Genomic DNA, 16,135 nt, shown 5'->3' on the forward strand with positions numbered 1-16,135 from the left:
TCCCCGGAAACTCCTCTCCGCACTACAGTCATTTGACATTTTTGTCTTAGTACAATTTAGCTGCACATCAGCTTAATACTAATAAATCCTAGCTTAAATTATTGATAATGACAGCAAATTTTGAACAAGTCGGTATATTTATTAATAATTGAATATTGAATAATTATTTTTATGAGTGTCTTTTGATATTACTAAATTTTATTTTTATATTAACAGGACTGACGCAAGCACTATTTATTATTGCGGCTGAAACGCGGCGAAGGGAAGTAATCTCAGAGTTTTTGACGAAGATATTTATGATATTCTGGGCTGAATAGTCAAAAATAATTATATTTCAATTTTTTTAAACTATCCTTAACTATATTTTAACTATTTTTTAATTGATTATTAATATTGGCAATGTTACTAATTTGCTCAATTTCTTCTGAAATTAAAAAGATAATTTCTGGTATTTTCCTGATTAACATATCTAAGTCAATCTGTTGAGCATTTATATCAATTTCTGCTTTGTTTTCAGGATATACTCGACGATAAATCTGAAGGTGATTAATGAGTTTGGAGGTATAGTCGGCTAAGTGAGATAAATTCCCTGTGAGTAAATTAGCAGGATTACTCGCTTCATGGGCAGTGCTAGTGTCTAATTTCCTTAAAGTTGCGCTTTTATCACTCGAAGCTAATTGAATTTGTGATTTGTTTAAATTTTGTAATGTATCAGTTAATTTATTTTTTTGAGCGGCATAATGCTGTTCTAAATCTACTTTTTGTTGTGCCAACTGCTTAGTTAAAGAAATTATTCTGAGATGTACGTTAATTCTAGCTACAACTTCTTCAGTATAAAAAGGTTTTGTCACATAATCAACAGCACCGATTGAAAAGCCTTTGACTTTATCAAAGGAGTCGGAAAGCGCAGTCATAAAAATTATAGGTATTTCGTCAGTTATTGGATTTGATTTGAGCTTTTCGCAAGTTTCAAATCCATCCATTTCCGGCATCATCACATCCAATAATATCAAATCTGGTTGAGCATATTCTGCCTGTTCAATAGCACTATATCCATCAGTTGCTACTAAAATTTCCCAACCAGAATCAGCGATAGAATCGCATAAAACTTGGAGATTATTTTGATTGTCATCTACTATTAAAATTGTCGCTTTTTCAAAAACTAATTCATTCATTTATTTCAACCTTCTGATTTTGAATATTTTGGATATTTTTTATATGGTGTCTAATTTTTTTTATTTCAAATTTGTTGGCTAATTGGCGAATCAAACTGGTAAAACGTATATATTTTTCATCTTGCTGTTCTATTTTATCTAAAATTAAATGAATACCTTTGATGTTGCCACGCATTGATAACTCTAACAATTGATTAATGTCTGATGCTGGTGGATAAATAATTTCTAAATTTGTAAATTGAGATTTTTTTGTTGTAAAAAATTCATCTTTTGAGATTTTTTCATTATAAATAAATTCAACTTGTAGATATTTTTTGAGTAACCTTAATAAATCATTTATCTGGACTGGCTTTGGTAAAAAATCATCACCTCCAGCAGCAAAACTATTATGGCGATCGCTTTCAAAAACACTAGCAGAAGAAATAATTATTTTTGTTTGATTTAAAGTGGGATGCTGTTTTAAAGCACGTGTGAATTCAAAGCCATTCATGCGTGGCATTGCTAAATCGCAGATAATTAAATCTGGTTTAAATTGTTCAGCTTGAATTAAAGCATCTTCACCATTAATTGCTTCATAGCAATGAAAACCAATAGGTACTAGGAGATTAACTATTAGAGAACGATTTTCTGATTGATCATCAACAATTAGGATTTTATTTGTTTGACTACGAATACCAATAATATTTTCGATTGGAGATGATTGAGTTGGTTTCAACCATTCCTGGGAAATTGTTAAATCTAAATCTAACCAAAACCTACTACCCTTCCCTAATTCACTTTCTAATTGAATTTTACTACCCATAAGTTCCGCAATTTTGGAACTAATCGCCAAGCCTAAACCAGTTCCTTGTGCTTGTTTATTTCTTGCCCCAACTTGTTCAAATGGTAAGAATATTTGGCTTTGTTGTTTCTGATTCATTCCCACACCAGTATCAATAATTTCAAATCTAAATTTTTGATTTTCTGACTGAGAAGCAATCATTGTCACTTTAAATAAGACTTTACCAATATCTGTAAATTTAATCGCATTACCAATGAGATTCAGGAGAATTTGTCGTAATCTTTTCTCATCAGCATAGATTGCAATTGGTAAATGTGAATCTAACTCAACGAAAAAAGCAACTCCTTTCGCCTCTGCACGGATACGACATATTTCCACAATCCCTGTCAAAAAGGAATGCAAATGAAAATTACTATTATCTAGTTCTAACTTACGCGCTTCAATTTTTGATAAATCTAAAATATCGTTAATTAGGGTCAGGAGATGGGAGCCACACTCATAGATGACGTTAATTCCGTTGCGTTCGGTTACGTTCATGTTGGAAGAACGCTGTAAAATTTGTGCGTATCCCAATATACCATTGAGAGGTGTACGTAATTCATGACTCATGTTAGCGAGAAATTCACTTTTCGCTTGGTTGGCAACATCAGCGACGAGTTTCGCCGAGGCTAATTCTTGGGTTCGTTCGCTAACTTTCTGTTCTAGGGTTAGCAAATATTCTTGCAATTGGGAATTTACCAGTTCGAGTTGTGTCTGTTTGTGAAAAATTGTAGTTGCGATCGCGGATAATAATAAAGCTAAAATTGGCGATACCGAAGGAATCCACCACCCTAAAAGAAAAGCTCCATAGCTACAAGCCACAATTGTCATTGTGATGCATATAATCCCAATTACAACCAGTCCGGGAATAGTTTTTTGTGAAGCTTTTAACTCCAGTAAATACCAACTAATACAACTACCAATTATTGACCAAGATAAAATCCAAAGCCATGCATTGAATGTACTCCAACCACGCAATAATGGTTTACCATCAATAGCTGCATTCAAAATTTGACTAGCAATATTGGCATGAACTATTACACCTGCCATCCTATCGTTTTCAGATTGCCAACTACGGCGAAATCCCACTAGATGAAAATCATTACTACTGGCTGCAATCGAACCAATAAAAACAATGCGATCGCGTATTTTTGCTGGTGATACTTTACCTTTACGTACATCTCGCAGGGTGACTGTTTCAAATCTTTCTGAGAATCCTTGAAAATCTAAGAAGATTTGATACCCTCCCATATCAACCGCACCATAATTAAATTCTTGTTTTTTTTGCAAGGGTATAAATATAGCTTTTCCCAATCGCAAAATGCTTTGACTGCTGTTGACATACTCTAGTTGAATTCCTTTGGGTTCAAGATATAGACGACTTAAGCGAATTGCTAAACCTTCGTAAAAGTTGCCATTATCATCTTCAATCCCCAATAAACTCCGCCTGACTTTACCATCACTGTCAAAAATCAAATCAGAAAGTGCAACGCGATCGCGTTTTGCCAAAGTTGGAGGAGGAGGAACTTTATCACCGGCAATTTTCTGAATCCCAATCAAATTAGTTGTATTTTTCATCACCTCAACTAATTTTTGATGCCCAGGTTCTACAGGCAAGTCACGGTAAAAATCCATACCAATGACGGCAGGCTTGTGAATGCTAATTTTTGTGATTGCATCAGCCAGAAATTCATCAGGAATTACAGCTTTACCAGTTTCAGTTATATCTTGCTCATCAACAGTAACTATTAAGATACGTTTGTCAATTGGTTTTTGGGGACGAATTGCAAAAAACTGCTCCAAGGTAGACCATTCGAGCAGTTGAAAGAATCCCAGCATACTGGCAACAATCACGCAAATGGCTACACTAGGAGAGGTAATTAAGAGAATACGCCATTGCCAAACTGGTTTTTTGAATCTAGACCACATTAGATATTGGGTTAATTTATCAGGGGTTCATTGGCGATCGCATTTAAGCCTACAGAATTGAGTAAATCTTGCCATGTTGTCACTAATGCTGGGTTATTTGGTTGTGAATGACGTAATTGTGCAAGTGTGGAGAGGACATCGTACCACAAACCTGAAGCTGCTAAATTAGCGACAGAATCCAAATTTGCTTGGAGATTTCGGGAGTTATGATTAACACTAACTCGACGAATCCATCCACTAATAAATGGACTGTCTGGCTCCAAGTCTGCTGTACAAATCATTGCTAATGACCATTTATATTTTTGCTCGGTTTTGAGTTCGGGAATGGAGCTTGGTAACTTGATTTGCATGATACCTGCTTGTTGAGGCAAATCAAAGCGACCCTGATAAATATTCTTCTCATTAGCATCTTCAAGGCTAAAAAATGCAGTTTTTGCCTTTGTTTTGGGAATATAAATAAATATTGTCGGATGTTCTGCTACAGTCAGACCAATATTGCTTCTTGGTAAGATGGGTGTAACATTTTCCTGGCTGCTGTTACTACTATTAATTCCACAAGTTGGTCCAGTTCGCGATGCACCCCCAGCAGAAGTTCTCGGCATGCGATCGCCTGGTGGTTTAAAAACGACTCTTGCTGCCAAACTAGGTATTGCCCATATGTAGACGGAATACAAGGTTATCGATAAGGCAGTTGCCAAATGTAAGTATGTAAATGAAAATTTATTCTTTATTAGCGGCATAAAAAACTAACTTCCGAGTATTTATGCAAATATTAAACTGATACTAACCAGAATATCAGCACTGGATGGAATATAGCTATTCTACGGATATTATTTACACATGCCAATTGTCAAAGTGGCACATTGTTAATTAAATAATCTAAAATACCCCTACTCAGGAGCAAGCTAGAAATAATTGTAAGTATACGGTGAGCATTAAAGTGAATAAAGGAAGCGAAGTATAATCTTTTTTAGGTTTATTTTGAATCAAATTAATTTAACTTATCTATAAAGTATTTACTCAAGATAAATGTAACGTGAATTTGACGAATAAATGTCACTCTCTCCATCGCCAAGCCCCTTCCCCAGTTTTCTAAGTATTCGTGTAGGAATAAATTGAACAAGTAGTGTGGAGAGGAGTTGCCGGGGAGATGTTCTTCACGGGAAACTCCGGGGCATCTTGCCCACCTTTGGAAAATAGCAAGCGAGACGCTTGCACTACTTATTTTTATATGATTCCTAAGGCTTTTCTCCTTTGACTCTAATTAATTCTGCAATTCCAGCGATAAATGCGGATATGGCAATAAGAATAACGCTCAAAGCATTAATATCTGGTTTGACTCCGGTGCGAATGCGGCTGAAAATCTCCATTGGCAGGGTATTTGAACCACTACCCGCAGTAAAACTAGCAATCAGAAAGTCATCTAAACTGAGAACAAAAGCCAGCAAACACCCGGCGACAATTGCAGGTACTAGCTGCGGTAATAAAACTAACATAAAAGCCTGAACTGGATTTGCGCCTAAATCAAGGGCTGCTTCTTCTAAATGCGAATCGAGACTCGTCAAACGCGACGATACCACTAAACCAATATAGGCAATACAAAAAACGATATGTGCTGCAATAATTGTCGATATATTCAGAGGAACGGCAAAGGCAGCCAGAAACACAAGTGTAGCAACTGCGATCGCAATATCCGGAATAATTAAGGGTAAATAAGCAACTCCTTGGTATAAAGATTTGCCAGCAAAGCGATAACGTGCCAAACCAACCGCCATTAAAGTTCCGAAAACAGCAGAAATTCCTACCGCGCAAACACCGACTACTAAGCTATTTTTTAAAGCCAGCAAAATGCGATCGTCGCTAAATAATTTCTCATACCAGTTAAAGGTGAATCCTTCCCACCCGGCACTATAAGGTGATTTGTTAAAGCTATAAAAAGCCAGTACCCCAATTGGCAAGTACATGAAAATAAACATTAGTAATGAGAAAACCGCCTGCCATGACACGACATACGGTTTTTTAGGGGATGAAGGTATATTCACGTCTTTAAATTTAAACTTGATTTATTTATCCAAAGTCGTTCATAGCACAAATATCAAATATTGTCAATATTAAGAAACTATTAATAAACTATTCAAAATCAAAGAATGGCATTAGATATGCTTACCATTTTTGATGTCAGCACGACGAGAATTATCACAGCGAGATAAACAAGATTCTAAATATTCACAGCTTTCACATGCAATTTCTTTTCCCGGATTCATGCAACCGCACACAGGATTTAAATAGCATTTTGAAGGCTGGCGATTCACATTTTTATCAGTAGACATTTTTAAGCAGAGAATCAAGTCTTTAATAAACACTTTAATCAACATATTTATCGTAGTGATTTAGGTGAAATTGATATAAATCTAAATATGGAGATAGAGCTTGGTTACTATCCATCAGCAGAAGTATCATCAATAAAAATAACACTTTAGTCAAGAGTCAAACTCTCTCCGATGAAGGAGAAAAGTTATAGTTAATTTTTTTAAATTGGAGGGAATGAACTCTAGAAAATGTTTCCATAACTTTATGAATACTGAACCTCAAAAACCTATTGAACAACCAGTAGATAATAAGCACCCTACACCTGACGAACCGAATGTCAAAGAACAAAATCTTACAGCTAACCCAGGCGATAGAATTGCCGAAGAAGCACAATCAATTGAAGAAAAAGCCCAACAAGTAGCTGTTGATGTTCCTGATATTACAGGTGATTGGATCAAAGTACCGACTTATTTTGTGGCAGAATACCCTGATGGGGAGACAAAAACCCTACATCACGTCAAGGATGCCGAAGAGATATCGGATGTGATTCGACAAGCACGAGTTGACGAAAATGGCGATCGCATTTGGTAATCAAAGGGATTAAAATATAGTTTCTAGCCCCTTCCCTGCCTGCGGGTAGACGCGAGAGTGAGGGCTGGGGTTAGGCTCCAAGTAATTTATCTCAATGTCAGTAATTTAGAAATGGCAGGTAATACCATCCGATATTCCGCTAGTTGATGACTTTCTAGGGGACGTTGGACAACTGTACCAATTAAAATTTTGATGGCGGTATTGGCTTTTCGCTGCCAACTATCTTCGCCAATCTTTTTACTGGCAAAGGCTAAAATAACTATTTGACTTCTAGCTTCGCTGATATCTTCAGCCGTTAATTTTGTTTCTGCTTCCACTAATGCATGTAATCTAATTAATAAATCTTTGAAATTTTGGTTATTTTCGGATATATTTTGTGACTGATGGATTGCAGCAAGTACATCTGAGGCTGATAGGAATTGGAGCGGATTTAGATGAGTTTCAATTTCAGCTACTAGTTGTTTTGCTCCTGTTAACATCATTGCTAGATGTTTAACTTTTTCTTCCAGCAGGGGAGAAGTGATTAAGAGATGATTTTCTGCGTATTTATCTAAATAATTTACTTGATTATCTTTGGTTCCCAATTCCATTTTATTAATCTTTTCTACAATCATCTGTGTTGTATCGACTTGATGAGGACTTTTCACAGTTTGTCTATAATCAATAATTTGTTGGTAAAGTTTATCTAAATCAATTGCTAAATTCTGTAAAATGCGGATTGATATACTTGGGTGGGTAGAAGTTATATTATTTTCATTAACAGCATCTCTAATTAAAGCTAGCAACAAATGCTTGGTATTGATTTTTGTTTCTGCCAATTGGTAAGCTTCTTGACGAGCTTTGAGCAAAATTCTTTTACTAGAGGGCGTAAAAGGTATTTGTTCACCAACTATTCCAGAACCTCTACCGATAATTTTATTCGCTTCTAGACGAATTTTGCTAGCATCTACGCCCATTGATTTTAATATTTTACTGGCAATTCCGACCTCAATTTCTACTAATCCTAAAAGAAGGTTTTCGACTCCCACAAAATGATGATTTAAAATGCGAGCTTCCTGTTGCGCCACAAGAATTGCTTGATTTGCTTCTTGGCTAAAATCATCGAACATAAACCTCCCTAAATTTACGTGGTGAATTAATTAATGATTTCTATTTGATGACTTGACTTTTGTTTGCAAGTAGGTCTTTTGTAAATTTAATGAAGATAAAAGTCAAGATTAATAGTCAATTTTTATACTAGATTTTGTACTGATTTTAGATATAGTCAACCTGAGGTAAATAAAAGGGATGAAACCGCAAATGTACGCAGAAACTAATGAATGTAGAATTTACATCTCTGGCGAAATTACCGAATAAATGCGGATGAGGAATCAAGTTGATACTAAGGCAAAGTTTTGTATATTCAGGCTTGTAGGGTTTCCCCTAGTTATATTTTGTTTTGTAATGAGAATGTAATAATTAACATTAATTAATAAAAACAATTAAATCATAATTAATCGTTTATAAAGTGAAAAAAAGTAACTTTAGATGCAAAATGGGCGATAATCAATTTGGAGAATGTCAGACGACTATTAGATTTGTGAAACAGTCAAGAATATTAGCGATCGCAGATAAATTGGGAATACATAGGCTCAGAATATCCTTTTCAGGAGAAGTTAGCAGCATCAGCAGATTTAGATAAAAATTAATAATTGTAAATCCCGCGATAAATCCTGAATTAGACGTAGGGCAAAATCCGTTTCTGTGTGATATACACGACATATAAGGAATAAAATTCCTCTCACCAGAGTGTATATTTAGGAGGTACGTGCTAAATGGTAACGATCGCGCCAAATATTCTATCTCAATCCTCCCAAGAACAATCTTTTATCCTCTGGTTTGATGATGTTGGTATCAAAGATATACATTTGGTGGGAGGTAAAAATGCCTCATTGGGTGAAATGTTACAAAAACTCAAACCACAGGGTATAAATATCCCCTTGGGTTTTGCAACAACAGCCTTTGCATATCGCTCTTTTATTGCATCAGCTAATCTGGAAGAGAAGCTCCGTAAACTCTTCTACGATTTAAATGTGGAAGATGTGAATAACTTAAAAAAACGGGGAGAACAAGCCAGAGAGTTAGTGATAAATACTCCCTTTCCCCAAGAATTAGAAAATGCGATCGCCCATGCTTACGAACAACTTTGCCAGCAGTATAATCAGGATACTGATGTTGCTGTGCGTTCCTCGGCAACTGCTGAAGATTTGCCGGATGCTAGTTTTGCGGGACAGCAAGAAACTTACCTGAATATTACGGGAGTTGAAGCGGTTTTAAATGCAACCCATCGCTGCTTTGCCTCCCTATTTACAGACCGCGCCATATCTTACCGCGAAATTAAAGGTTTTGACCATTTTGATATAGCCTTGACTGTGGGAATTCAAAAAATGGTACGTTCCGATTTAGCGACATCGGGAGTTATGTTCTCGATTGAAACTGAAAGTGGATTCCCAAATGTCGTCTTAATTAATGCTGCCTATGGATTGGGGGAGAATGTCGTTCAAGGTACAGTAAATCCCGATGAGTATTACGTATTTAAACCGACATTAAAAACGGGATTTCGAGCAATTATTGATCGGAAATTGGGTAGTAAAGCCTTAAAAATGGTTTACGAAGCAGGTGCTATTACCACTAAAAATGTAGCAGTAGAAATGAGCGATCGCCATAAGTTTGCTCTGAGTGATGAGGAAATTTTACAATTAGCAAATTGGGCATGTTTAATTGAAGATCATTACTCCCATGAAAACGGAACTTTTACCCCAATGGATATTGAATGGGCAAAAGATGGGATTACAAATGAGCTTTTTATTGTGCAAGCACGTCCCGAAACTGTACAGTCGCAGAAAGTCGGCAATATATTGCGGACTTATGAGTTTGTAGAAATAGCCAGCAAATCTGATGCTCCACGTCTCCCCCTCTCTCGCACTACCCTAATTAAAGGGCGCGCAGTTGGAGAAGCTATCAGTCAAGGAAAAGTAAGAATTATCGTCGATGCCGAGAAAATTAGCGAATTTCAGCCCGGTGAAGTGCTAGTCACCGATCGCACAGACCCCGATTGGGAACCGATAATGAAGAAAGCTAGCGCCATTGTCACTAATTCTGGGGGTAGAACTTGTCATGCAGCTATCATTGCGCGGGAATTGGGTGTTCCTGCAATTGTTGGCTGTGGAAATGCCACGGAAATCCTAGAAAATGGTCAAGATGTGACAGTTTCCTGTGCTGAAGGTGAGGAAGGACAGGTTTATCAAGGGATATTACCGTTTGCCGTCACAGAAGTACCCCTAGACAATTTACCCCGCACCCATACCCAAATCTTGATGAATGTTGGTAATCCCCAGGAAGCATTTAAATTAGCAGCAATTCCCAATGATGGTGTCGGATTAGCCCGCACAGAATTTATCATTGCCAATCAAATTCAAACCCATCCCATGGCTTTGTTACGCTTTCATGAATTAGAGGATGAAGTCGCCAAAGCGAGAATTGCCGAGATGACAGCAATGTACGCCGATAAACCCCAATATTTCATTGAGCAACTGTCCCAAGGAATTGCGAGAATCGCCGCCGCCTTTTATCCCAAACCTGTAATTGTCCGCATGTCGGATTTCAAGAGTAACGAATACGCAAATTTATTGGGTGGCAGACAATTTGAACCCCATGAAGAAAACCCCATGTTAGGTTGGCGAGGGGCAGCAAGATATTACGATGAAGGCTATCGCCAAGCTTTCGCCCTCGAATGTGAAGCCATCAAACGAGTGCGCGAGCAAATGGGTTTAGTTAACGTCATCCCCATGATTCCCTTCTGTCGCACACCTGAAGAAGGACGTTTAGTTTTGGCAGAAATGGCAAAAAATGGATTACAGCAGGGTGAGCGGGGCTTGCAGGTGTATGTAATGTGCGAATTACCCAACAATGTGATTATGGCGGAGGAATTCGCCGACATTTTTGATGGTTTCTCGATTGGTTCCAACGACTTGACACAATTAACATTGGGGATTGATAGAGACTCAACTTTAGTGGCAAAATTATTTGACGAGCGCAGTCAGGGTGTCAAGCGGATGGTGAAAATGGCAATTCAAGCAGCGAAGCAGAAAAATCGCAAAATTGGTATTTGCGGACAAGCCCCCAGCGATTATCCCGAATTTGCCCAATTTTTAGTCGAAGAAGGTATTGATTCGATTAGCTTGAATCCCGATTCCGTATTGAAAACAATACTGGCGATCGCTACAGTGGAAAATGAAAATGGTTAATGGTAATAGGTAAATAGGTAATAGTTAATAGTTAATCGGGACTGCTGGGGTGGGCAAGCAAAGAAGAATCATTAATTCGCCTATATTCCTAACTATTAACTACTAACCACTAACCATTAACCCATAACTAATTTACTAATGACAAAAAAGTGGTTTCAAATCGGCTTGGTGAGTGTGTTTTTACTAGCACTCGCTTTACGTTTTTGGGGACTGGAGAGGTTTAATACTCTTGTCTTCGATGAGGTATATTATGCGAAGTTTGGTAACAATTATCTCACTGGTGTACCGTTTTTTGATGGTCATCCACCACTTGGTAAATTAATTATTGCTGTGGGAATTTGGATTGGTAAACATGTACCTTGGTGGGACGATACGGTAAATGGGTTGACGGGCACTCTGATGTCGCCCCTCGCTTACCGTTGGATTAATGCTTTTTCTGGCGCGTTTATTCCCCTACTCATTGCCGGAATTGCTTATCAACTCAGTCACCGTCGTACTCTTGCTCTAATTGCTGGGTTGTTTGCTGCTTGTGATGGTATTTTCATTGTTGAAGCTCGGTATGCCCTCATTAACCAATACATAGTCATCTTTGGTTTGCTCGCTCACTTCCTGTTACTTCTCGCCCTCAATCACAAACAACAACGTAATTTGTGTTTAGCATTAGCAGGAGTCAGTTTTGGTGCTTCAGTTGGCACTAAATGGAATGGTGTATTTTACCTTGCAGGTGCATATGGGCTGTGGGTTGTCGCTTGGTTAATTCGGATATTACAAAATTCTCAATTTGCCGTTCCCGAAACAAACTCGTCATTCCCCAACGAAGTTCTTGTTGCTGATACACCTTTGACTCGGCAACAATTAATTTTCATGTGGAAAAATAAACAAAGACATGAGGGAGAAAATGACAACAAACCTTCACCTCTCGAAAATCTCACTCAAATAAATATCTTCCAAATAATTGTCTTTCTGGCAATTATCCCCATAATTATCTACAGCATTATTTGGATTCCTCACCTCATACTCGACACAAAATATAACTTCATCGAAGTCCACAAACAAATTTTTGGATTTCACGAACGCATGGGTGGAAATAATGTTAGCGTCCACCCCTATTGTGCAGCTTGGTACAAATGGCCCTTGATGATGAGACCAATGGCATATTATTACCAAACAGCCCAAACTTTTCAAGAACCATTACCAGTTATGGGACCTCCACTGCCACCAGGTGCGGGAAAAGTAATTTATGATGTTCATGCCATGGGAAACCCATTTTTATGGTGGTTGGGTGTTGTTGCCCTAGTAATTTTATTAGGAATATTGGTCTCAACTTTTATTATTCCGAGTATTAATAGAAAGCGGTTTGTTTTCCCCGCTAAAATTAACCCAGAAACCTGGATTGCAATTTATTTAATCCTCAATTATGTAGCGAACTTATTACCGTGGATTAAAGTCACACGCTGCCTATTTATTTATCATTACATGACTGGAGTCGTATTTGCTTTTATGGCGATCGCTTGGGTTGTTGACCAATGTTTGCATAGTTATCGGTTGTCATTCCGTGCTACCGGAGTTTCCGCCACTTTTCTGATTATTGGTGGTTTAATTTGGTGGTTGCCAATATATTTAGGTTTACCCCTAACAAATGAAACTTATAGACCTTTGCGAATGTGGTTTAATTCCTGGATTTAAATGTTTTTATATCAAAAATCGCGATCGCTTGGTTTGAAACTGGATTGCAATTGCCAGAAGTCAATATACTTAATATTTTAATGATTAAAGTTCAAATATTGATAAATAACAAAATATTACTTAATAACTAACACAGTGGCTTAATGTTTTTTTCACATTTCTTATCTGCGATTGTTGGAACAGACTGTTAGACTTTAAAGCGCAAAGTAAAAGTGTAGGTAAGAAAAATCTCACTAGCCTTTATCTTTATGGTTCTGACTAGTGCATTCTGAACGCTAGGTCATTTTTTTTAGTTCTCAAGTCAGATTTTGATGTTTTCTCTTCAAGTTGTTGATTAAATTTTTATATTTATTGATTATTCTTATTTGAAGAGAATATTAAACAAACGACAGTAAAAATAAAGACAAAAACCAAGTTAATTATTTTATGACTCGTCACACTTGTGTTCTTTATATTTTCTGCGTCAATACAGTCTTACTTTTTGATATTTCTGACTTTTTACTTCTGACATTTTGATGATTGAAAATCCTAAAAAATTAAGGGGATAGTAATGGTTAGTGAATTACATCGTGAATTACCATTAGAAAATATAAACGAAAATACACAGGTCATCCAACTCAAAGAATCACCAATTCATAGTTTTAGCCAGATTCAGCCCCATGGTGTTCTGTTTGTTTTACAAGAACCAGAATTAAAAATACTGCAAGTTAGTAGTAATGTATATAGCCAGTTTGGTGTCAGTGCGGAAACATTACTTCAAGGGACACTCGATGATGTCATTGATAGCTTTCAACTCGAACAAATTAGATTAGGGCTAAATTCTGAAAGCTTAGATTACATCAACCCAACTAAAATTTGGGTGCGAAAAAAAGGTGATGATTATGCAGTCTTTGATGCTGTTTTTCATCATAATTCCGAAGGCTTTTTAGTTCTCGAACTAGAACCAGCAATATCTCAGGAAAATATTGCATTTTTGAGCTTTTATCATTTAGCACGAACTTCAATTAATCAACTAGAATCAACTACAAATCTGCGAGAATTTTGTAAAATCATTGTCCAAGAAGTCAGAAAAATCACCGGATTCGATCGCGTGATGCTCTACAAATTTGATCATGATGGACATGGTTCTGTCGTCGCTGAAGAAAAACTCGCTAATTTAGAACCATATTTAGGTTTACATTATCCCGAATCAGATATTCCCAAACCAGCCCGAAAATTATTTGCTGCAAACTGGATTCGCTTAATTCCGAATATCCATGCCGAAGCAGTAGAAATCATTCCCGCAGAAAATCCTGTCAGTAATTCCCCAGCAAATCTCACTAACTCTATTCTCAGAAGTCCTTCACCCTGTCATATTGAATATTTACATAATATGGGTGTGGGTGCTTCGCTAACAATTTCACTCATCAAGGAAGGTAAACTTTGGGGATTAATCGCTTGTCACCATCAAACACCAAAATATATTTCCTACGAATTACGAAAAGCCTGTGAATTTTTAGGTAGAGTCATATTTTCAGAAATTAGTGCCCGTGAAGAAAATGAAGATTTTGACTATCGAATGCAATTGAATCATATTCAATCAAGATTAGTTGAATATATGTCACAGGAAGAGAACTTTATTGATGGTTTAGTTAAAAATCAACCCAATTTACTCGACTTGGCAAACGCACAAGGAGCAGCAGTTTTTTTTGGAGGAAATTACACATTAATTGGGGAAACACCCAAAGAAGAAGACTTGAATTTTTTAGTGCAATGGCTAAAAAATAATGTTGATGAAGAGGTATTTTATACCAATTGCCTGCCAAGTCTGTATTCAGATGCCGAAAAATACAAAAATATTGCCAGTGGTTTATTAGCAATTCCCATTTCTAAACGGAATTATGTATTATGGTTCCGTCAAGAAGTAATTCAAACAGTGAATTGGGGTGGTGATCCTAATAATGCATTTGAATTAAGCTATGATGGCAAACATGATTCCAGTCAAAGTAATTTAAATAATTTACGTTTGCGCCCCCGTAAATCATTTGAATTGTGGAAAGAAACAGTTCGTCTCACTTCTTTACCTTGGCAATCTGTTGAAATCAAAGCAGCTTTAGAATTACGCAAAGCAATTGTAAATATTGTGCTGCGACAAGCCGATGAACTCGCACAATTAGCCCATGATTTAGAACTTTCTAACGCAGAATTAAAAAAGTTTGCCTACGTCGCCTCCCATGACTTACAAGAACCATTAAATCAGGTTGCCAACTATGTGCAATTGTTAGAAATGCGTTACAGTCAGGCACTTGATGAAGATGCGAGTGAGTTTATTAATTATGCCGTTGAAGGTGTAAGTTTGATGCAAACGCTCATTGATGATGTCTTAGCATATTCTAAAGTTGATATGCAGGCAGCCGAATTTCAACTAATAGATGCCAACACCCCATTAGAACGCGCATTAACAAATTTACGTCAGCGCATTGGAGAAACAAAAGCAACAATTACCCACGACGAATTACCCACATTAATGGCAGACAGTACGCAATTAATGCAACTGTTTCTAAATCTGATTGGTAACGCGATTAAATTTCGTAGTCACCAACCACCAAAAATTCATATTGCCGCAACGCGACTGGAAGATGAATGGTTATTCTCAGTTGCCGATAACGGGATTGGTATCGATCCCAAATTTAGCGATCGCATCTTTGTGATTTTCCAACGCTTACATACCCGCGATGAATACCAAGGTACGGGAATGGGTTTAGCAATCTGCAAAAAAATCATCGAATGTCATCGGGGACGTATCTGGGTTGAATCCCAAGTCGGTGAAGGTGCTACCTTCTACTTTACACTTCCAGTTGGAGGACGCGATCGTGAACGCAGAAACGGACGTAAAACACAAAATAATCTTTTTGGTAGAGGACAATAAAGCTGATATTCGTCTGATTCAAGAAGCATTAAAACATAGTTCGTTTCCTCATCAAGTCATAACAGTTCGGGATGGGATGGATGCCATGTCTTACTTACGTCAAGAAGGGGAGTATGAAAATGCACTTCGTCCCGATTTAATTTTGCTAGATTTAAATCTACCAAAAAAAGATGGTCGCGAAGTGCTAGCAGAGATAAAAGCTGACCCTAACCTCAGACGTATACCGGTGGTGGTATTGACAACATCAAGGAATGAAGAAGATATTTTTCATAGCTACGATTTGCACGTCAACTGCTACATCACGAAATCTCGAAACCTGAGCGAACTGTTTCAAATAGTCAAAGGAATCGAAGACTTTTGGTTATCAATAGTTACTTTACCTGTAGAGTAGTGTACAAAGTGCTGAGTCAAGGAAGAAAGAAATAATCAA

General features: G+C 37.2%; 11 protein-coding genes. 5 read left to right on the forward strand and 6 right to left on the reverse strand.

Going from position 1 to position 16,135, the window contains the following annotated elements; all coding sequences use genetic code 11:
* Positions 1-365 precede the first annotated feature (365 nt).
* The 5 genes from VB733_RS03085 to VB733_RS03105 all read right to left on the reverse strand — a co-directional run bounded on the left by VB733_RS03085 (position 366) and on the right by VB733_RS03105 (position 6,299).
* Complete coding sequence (locus VB733_RS03085) at positions 366-1,175, reverse strand: response regulator (protein ID WP_323338637.1); 810 nt, start codon at positions 1,173-1,175, stop codon at positions 366-368.
* The gene (locus VB733_RS03090; RefSeq protein WP_323338638.1) at positions 1,168-3,924 is read right to left on the reverse strand and encodes a CHASE2 domain-containing protein; all 2,757 of its coding nucleotides are present in this window, start codon (positions 3,922-3,924) and stop codon (positions 1,168-1,170) included. Before VB733_RS03090 ends, VB733_RS03085 begins: the two co-directional genes overlap by 8 nt.
* Positions 3,925-3,935: 11 nt before the next feature.
* The gene (locus VB733_RS03095; RefSeq protein WP_323338639.1) at positions 3,936-4,664 is read right to left on the reverse strand and encodes a DUF928 domain-containing protein; all 729 of its coding nucleotides are present in this window, start codon (positions 4,662-4,664) and stop codon (positions 3,936-3,938) included.
* A 498-nt stretch (positions 4,665-5,162) separates the two neighbouring features.
* Positions 5,163-5,888, reverse strand: a complete 726-nt coding sequence (locus tag VB733_RS03100) for an ABC transporter permease (RefSeq protein WP_323338640.1) — start codon at positions 5,886-5,888, stop codon at positions 5,163-5,165.
* A 189-nt stretch (positions 5,889-6,077) separates the two neighbouring features.
* Positions 6,078-6,299, reverse strand: coding sequence for a hypothetical protein (locus VB733_RS03105; protein WP_323338641.1), 222 nt, complete (start codon positions 6,297-6,299; stop codon positions 6,078-6,080).
* A gap of 199 nt (positions 6,300-6,498) precedes the next feature.
* Between VB733_RS03105 and VB733_RS03110 the strand changes: the two genes are divergently transcribed.
* Positions 6,499-6,825, forward strand: coding sequence for a hypothetical protein (locus VB733_RS03110; RefSeq protein ID WP_323338642.1), 327 nt, complete (start codon positions 6,499-6,501; stop codon positions 6,823-6,825).
* A gap of 86 nt (positions 6,826-6,911) precedes the next feature.
* Here VB733_RS03110 and VB733_RS03115 read toward each other — a convergent pair whose 3' ends face one another.
* Complete coding sequence (locus tag VB733_RS03115; protein WP_323338643.1) at positions 6,912-7,934, reverse strand: Clp protease N-terminal domain-containing protein; 1,023 nt, start codon at positions 7,932-7,934, stop codon at positions 6,912-6,914.
* Positions 7,935-8,639: 705 nt separating this feature from the next.
* Between VB733_RS03115 and ppsA the strand changes: the two genes are divergently transcribed.
* The 4 genes from ppsA (at position 8,640) to VB733_RS03135 (ending at position 16,096) form a co-directional block, all read left to right on the forward strand.
* Complete coding sequence (gene ppsA, locus VB733_RS03120) at positions 8,640-11,111, forward strand: phosphoenolpyruvate synthase (RefSeq protein WP_323338644.1); 2,472 nt, start codon at positions 8,640-8,642, stop codon at positions 11,109-11,111.
* 138 nt (positions 11,112-11,249) lie between these two features.
* Positions 11,250-12,797 (forward strand): dolichyl-phosphate-mannose--protein mannosyltransferase, encoded by a 1,548-nt coding sequence (locus VB733_RS03125; RefSeq protein ID WP_323338645.1) that lies wholly within the window; start codon positions 11,250-11,252, stop codon positions 12,795-12,797.
* A gap of 550 nt (positions 12,798-13,347) precedes the next feature.
* Positions 13,348-15,705, forward strand: coding sequence for an ATP-binding protein (locus VB733_RS03130; RefSeq protein WP_323338646.1), 2,358 nt, complete (start codon positions 13,348-13,350; stop codon positions 15,703-15,705).
* The gene (locus tag VB733_RS03135; RefSeq protein ID WP_096612121.1) at positions 15,650-16,096 is read left to right on the forward strand and encodes a response regulator; all 447 of its coding nucleotides are present in this window, start codon (positions 15,650-15,652) and stop codon (positions 16,094-16,096) included. Before VB733_RS03130 ends, VB733_RS03135 begins: the two co-directional genes overlap by 56 nt.
* Positions 16,097-16,135 lie beyond the last annotated feature (39 nt).

The organism is Calothrix sp. UHCC 0171 (assembly GCF_034931845.1).
In the GTDB taxonomy this organism is placed as follows: Bacteria; Cyanobacteriota; Cyanobacteriia; order Cyanobacteriales; family Nostocaceae; genus Brunnivagina.

What these genes read in the sequence shown, in the direction of transcription:
- VB733_RS03125 (WP_323338645.1), top strand. Translation starts at nt 11,250, where the DNA reads ATGACAAAAAAGTGGTTTCAAATCGGCTTGGTGAGTGTGTTTTTACTA.
- VB733_RS03090 (WP_323338638.1), bottom strand. Translation starts at nt 3,924, where the DNA reads ATGTGGTCTAGATTCAAAAAACCAGTTTGGCAATGGCGTATTCTCTTA.
- VB733_RS03115 (WP_323338643.1), bottom strand. Translation starts at nt 7,934, where the DNA reads ATGTTCGATGATTTTAGCCAAGAAGCAAATCAAGCAATTCTTGTGGCG.
- VB733_RS03130 (WP_323338646.1), top strand. Translation starts at nt 13,348, where the DNA reads ATGGTTAGTGAATTACATCGTGAATTACCATTAGAAAATATAAACGAA.
- ppsA (WP_323338644.1), top strand. Translation starts at nt 8,640, where the DNA reads ATGGTAACGATCGCGCCAAATATTCTATCTCAATCCTCCCAAGAACAA.
- VB733_RS03085 (WP_323338637.1), bottom strand. Translation starts at nt 1,175, where the DNA reads ATGAATGAATTAGTTTTTGAAAAAGCGACAATTTTAATAGTAGATGAC.
- VB733_RS03110 (WP_323338642.1), top strand. Translation starts at nt 6,499, where the DNA reads ATGAATACTGAACCTCAAAAACCTATTGAACAACCAGTAGATAATAAG.
- VB733_RS03105 (WP_323338641.1), bottom strand. Translation starts at nt 6,299, where the DNA reads ATGTTGATTAAAGTGTTTATTAAAGACTTGATTCTCTGCTTAAAAATG.
- VB733_RS03100 (WP_323338640.1), bottom strand. Translation starts at nt 5,888, where the DNA reads ATGTACTTGCCAATTGGGGTACTGGCTTTTTATAGCTTTAACAAATCA.
- VB733_RS03095 (WP_323338639.1), bottom strand. Translation starts at nt 4,664, where the DNA reads ATGCCGCTAATAAAGAATAAATTTTCATTTACATACTTACATTTGGCA.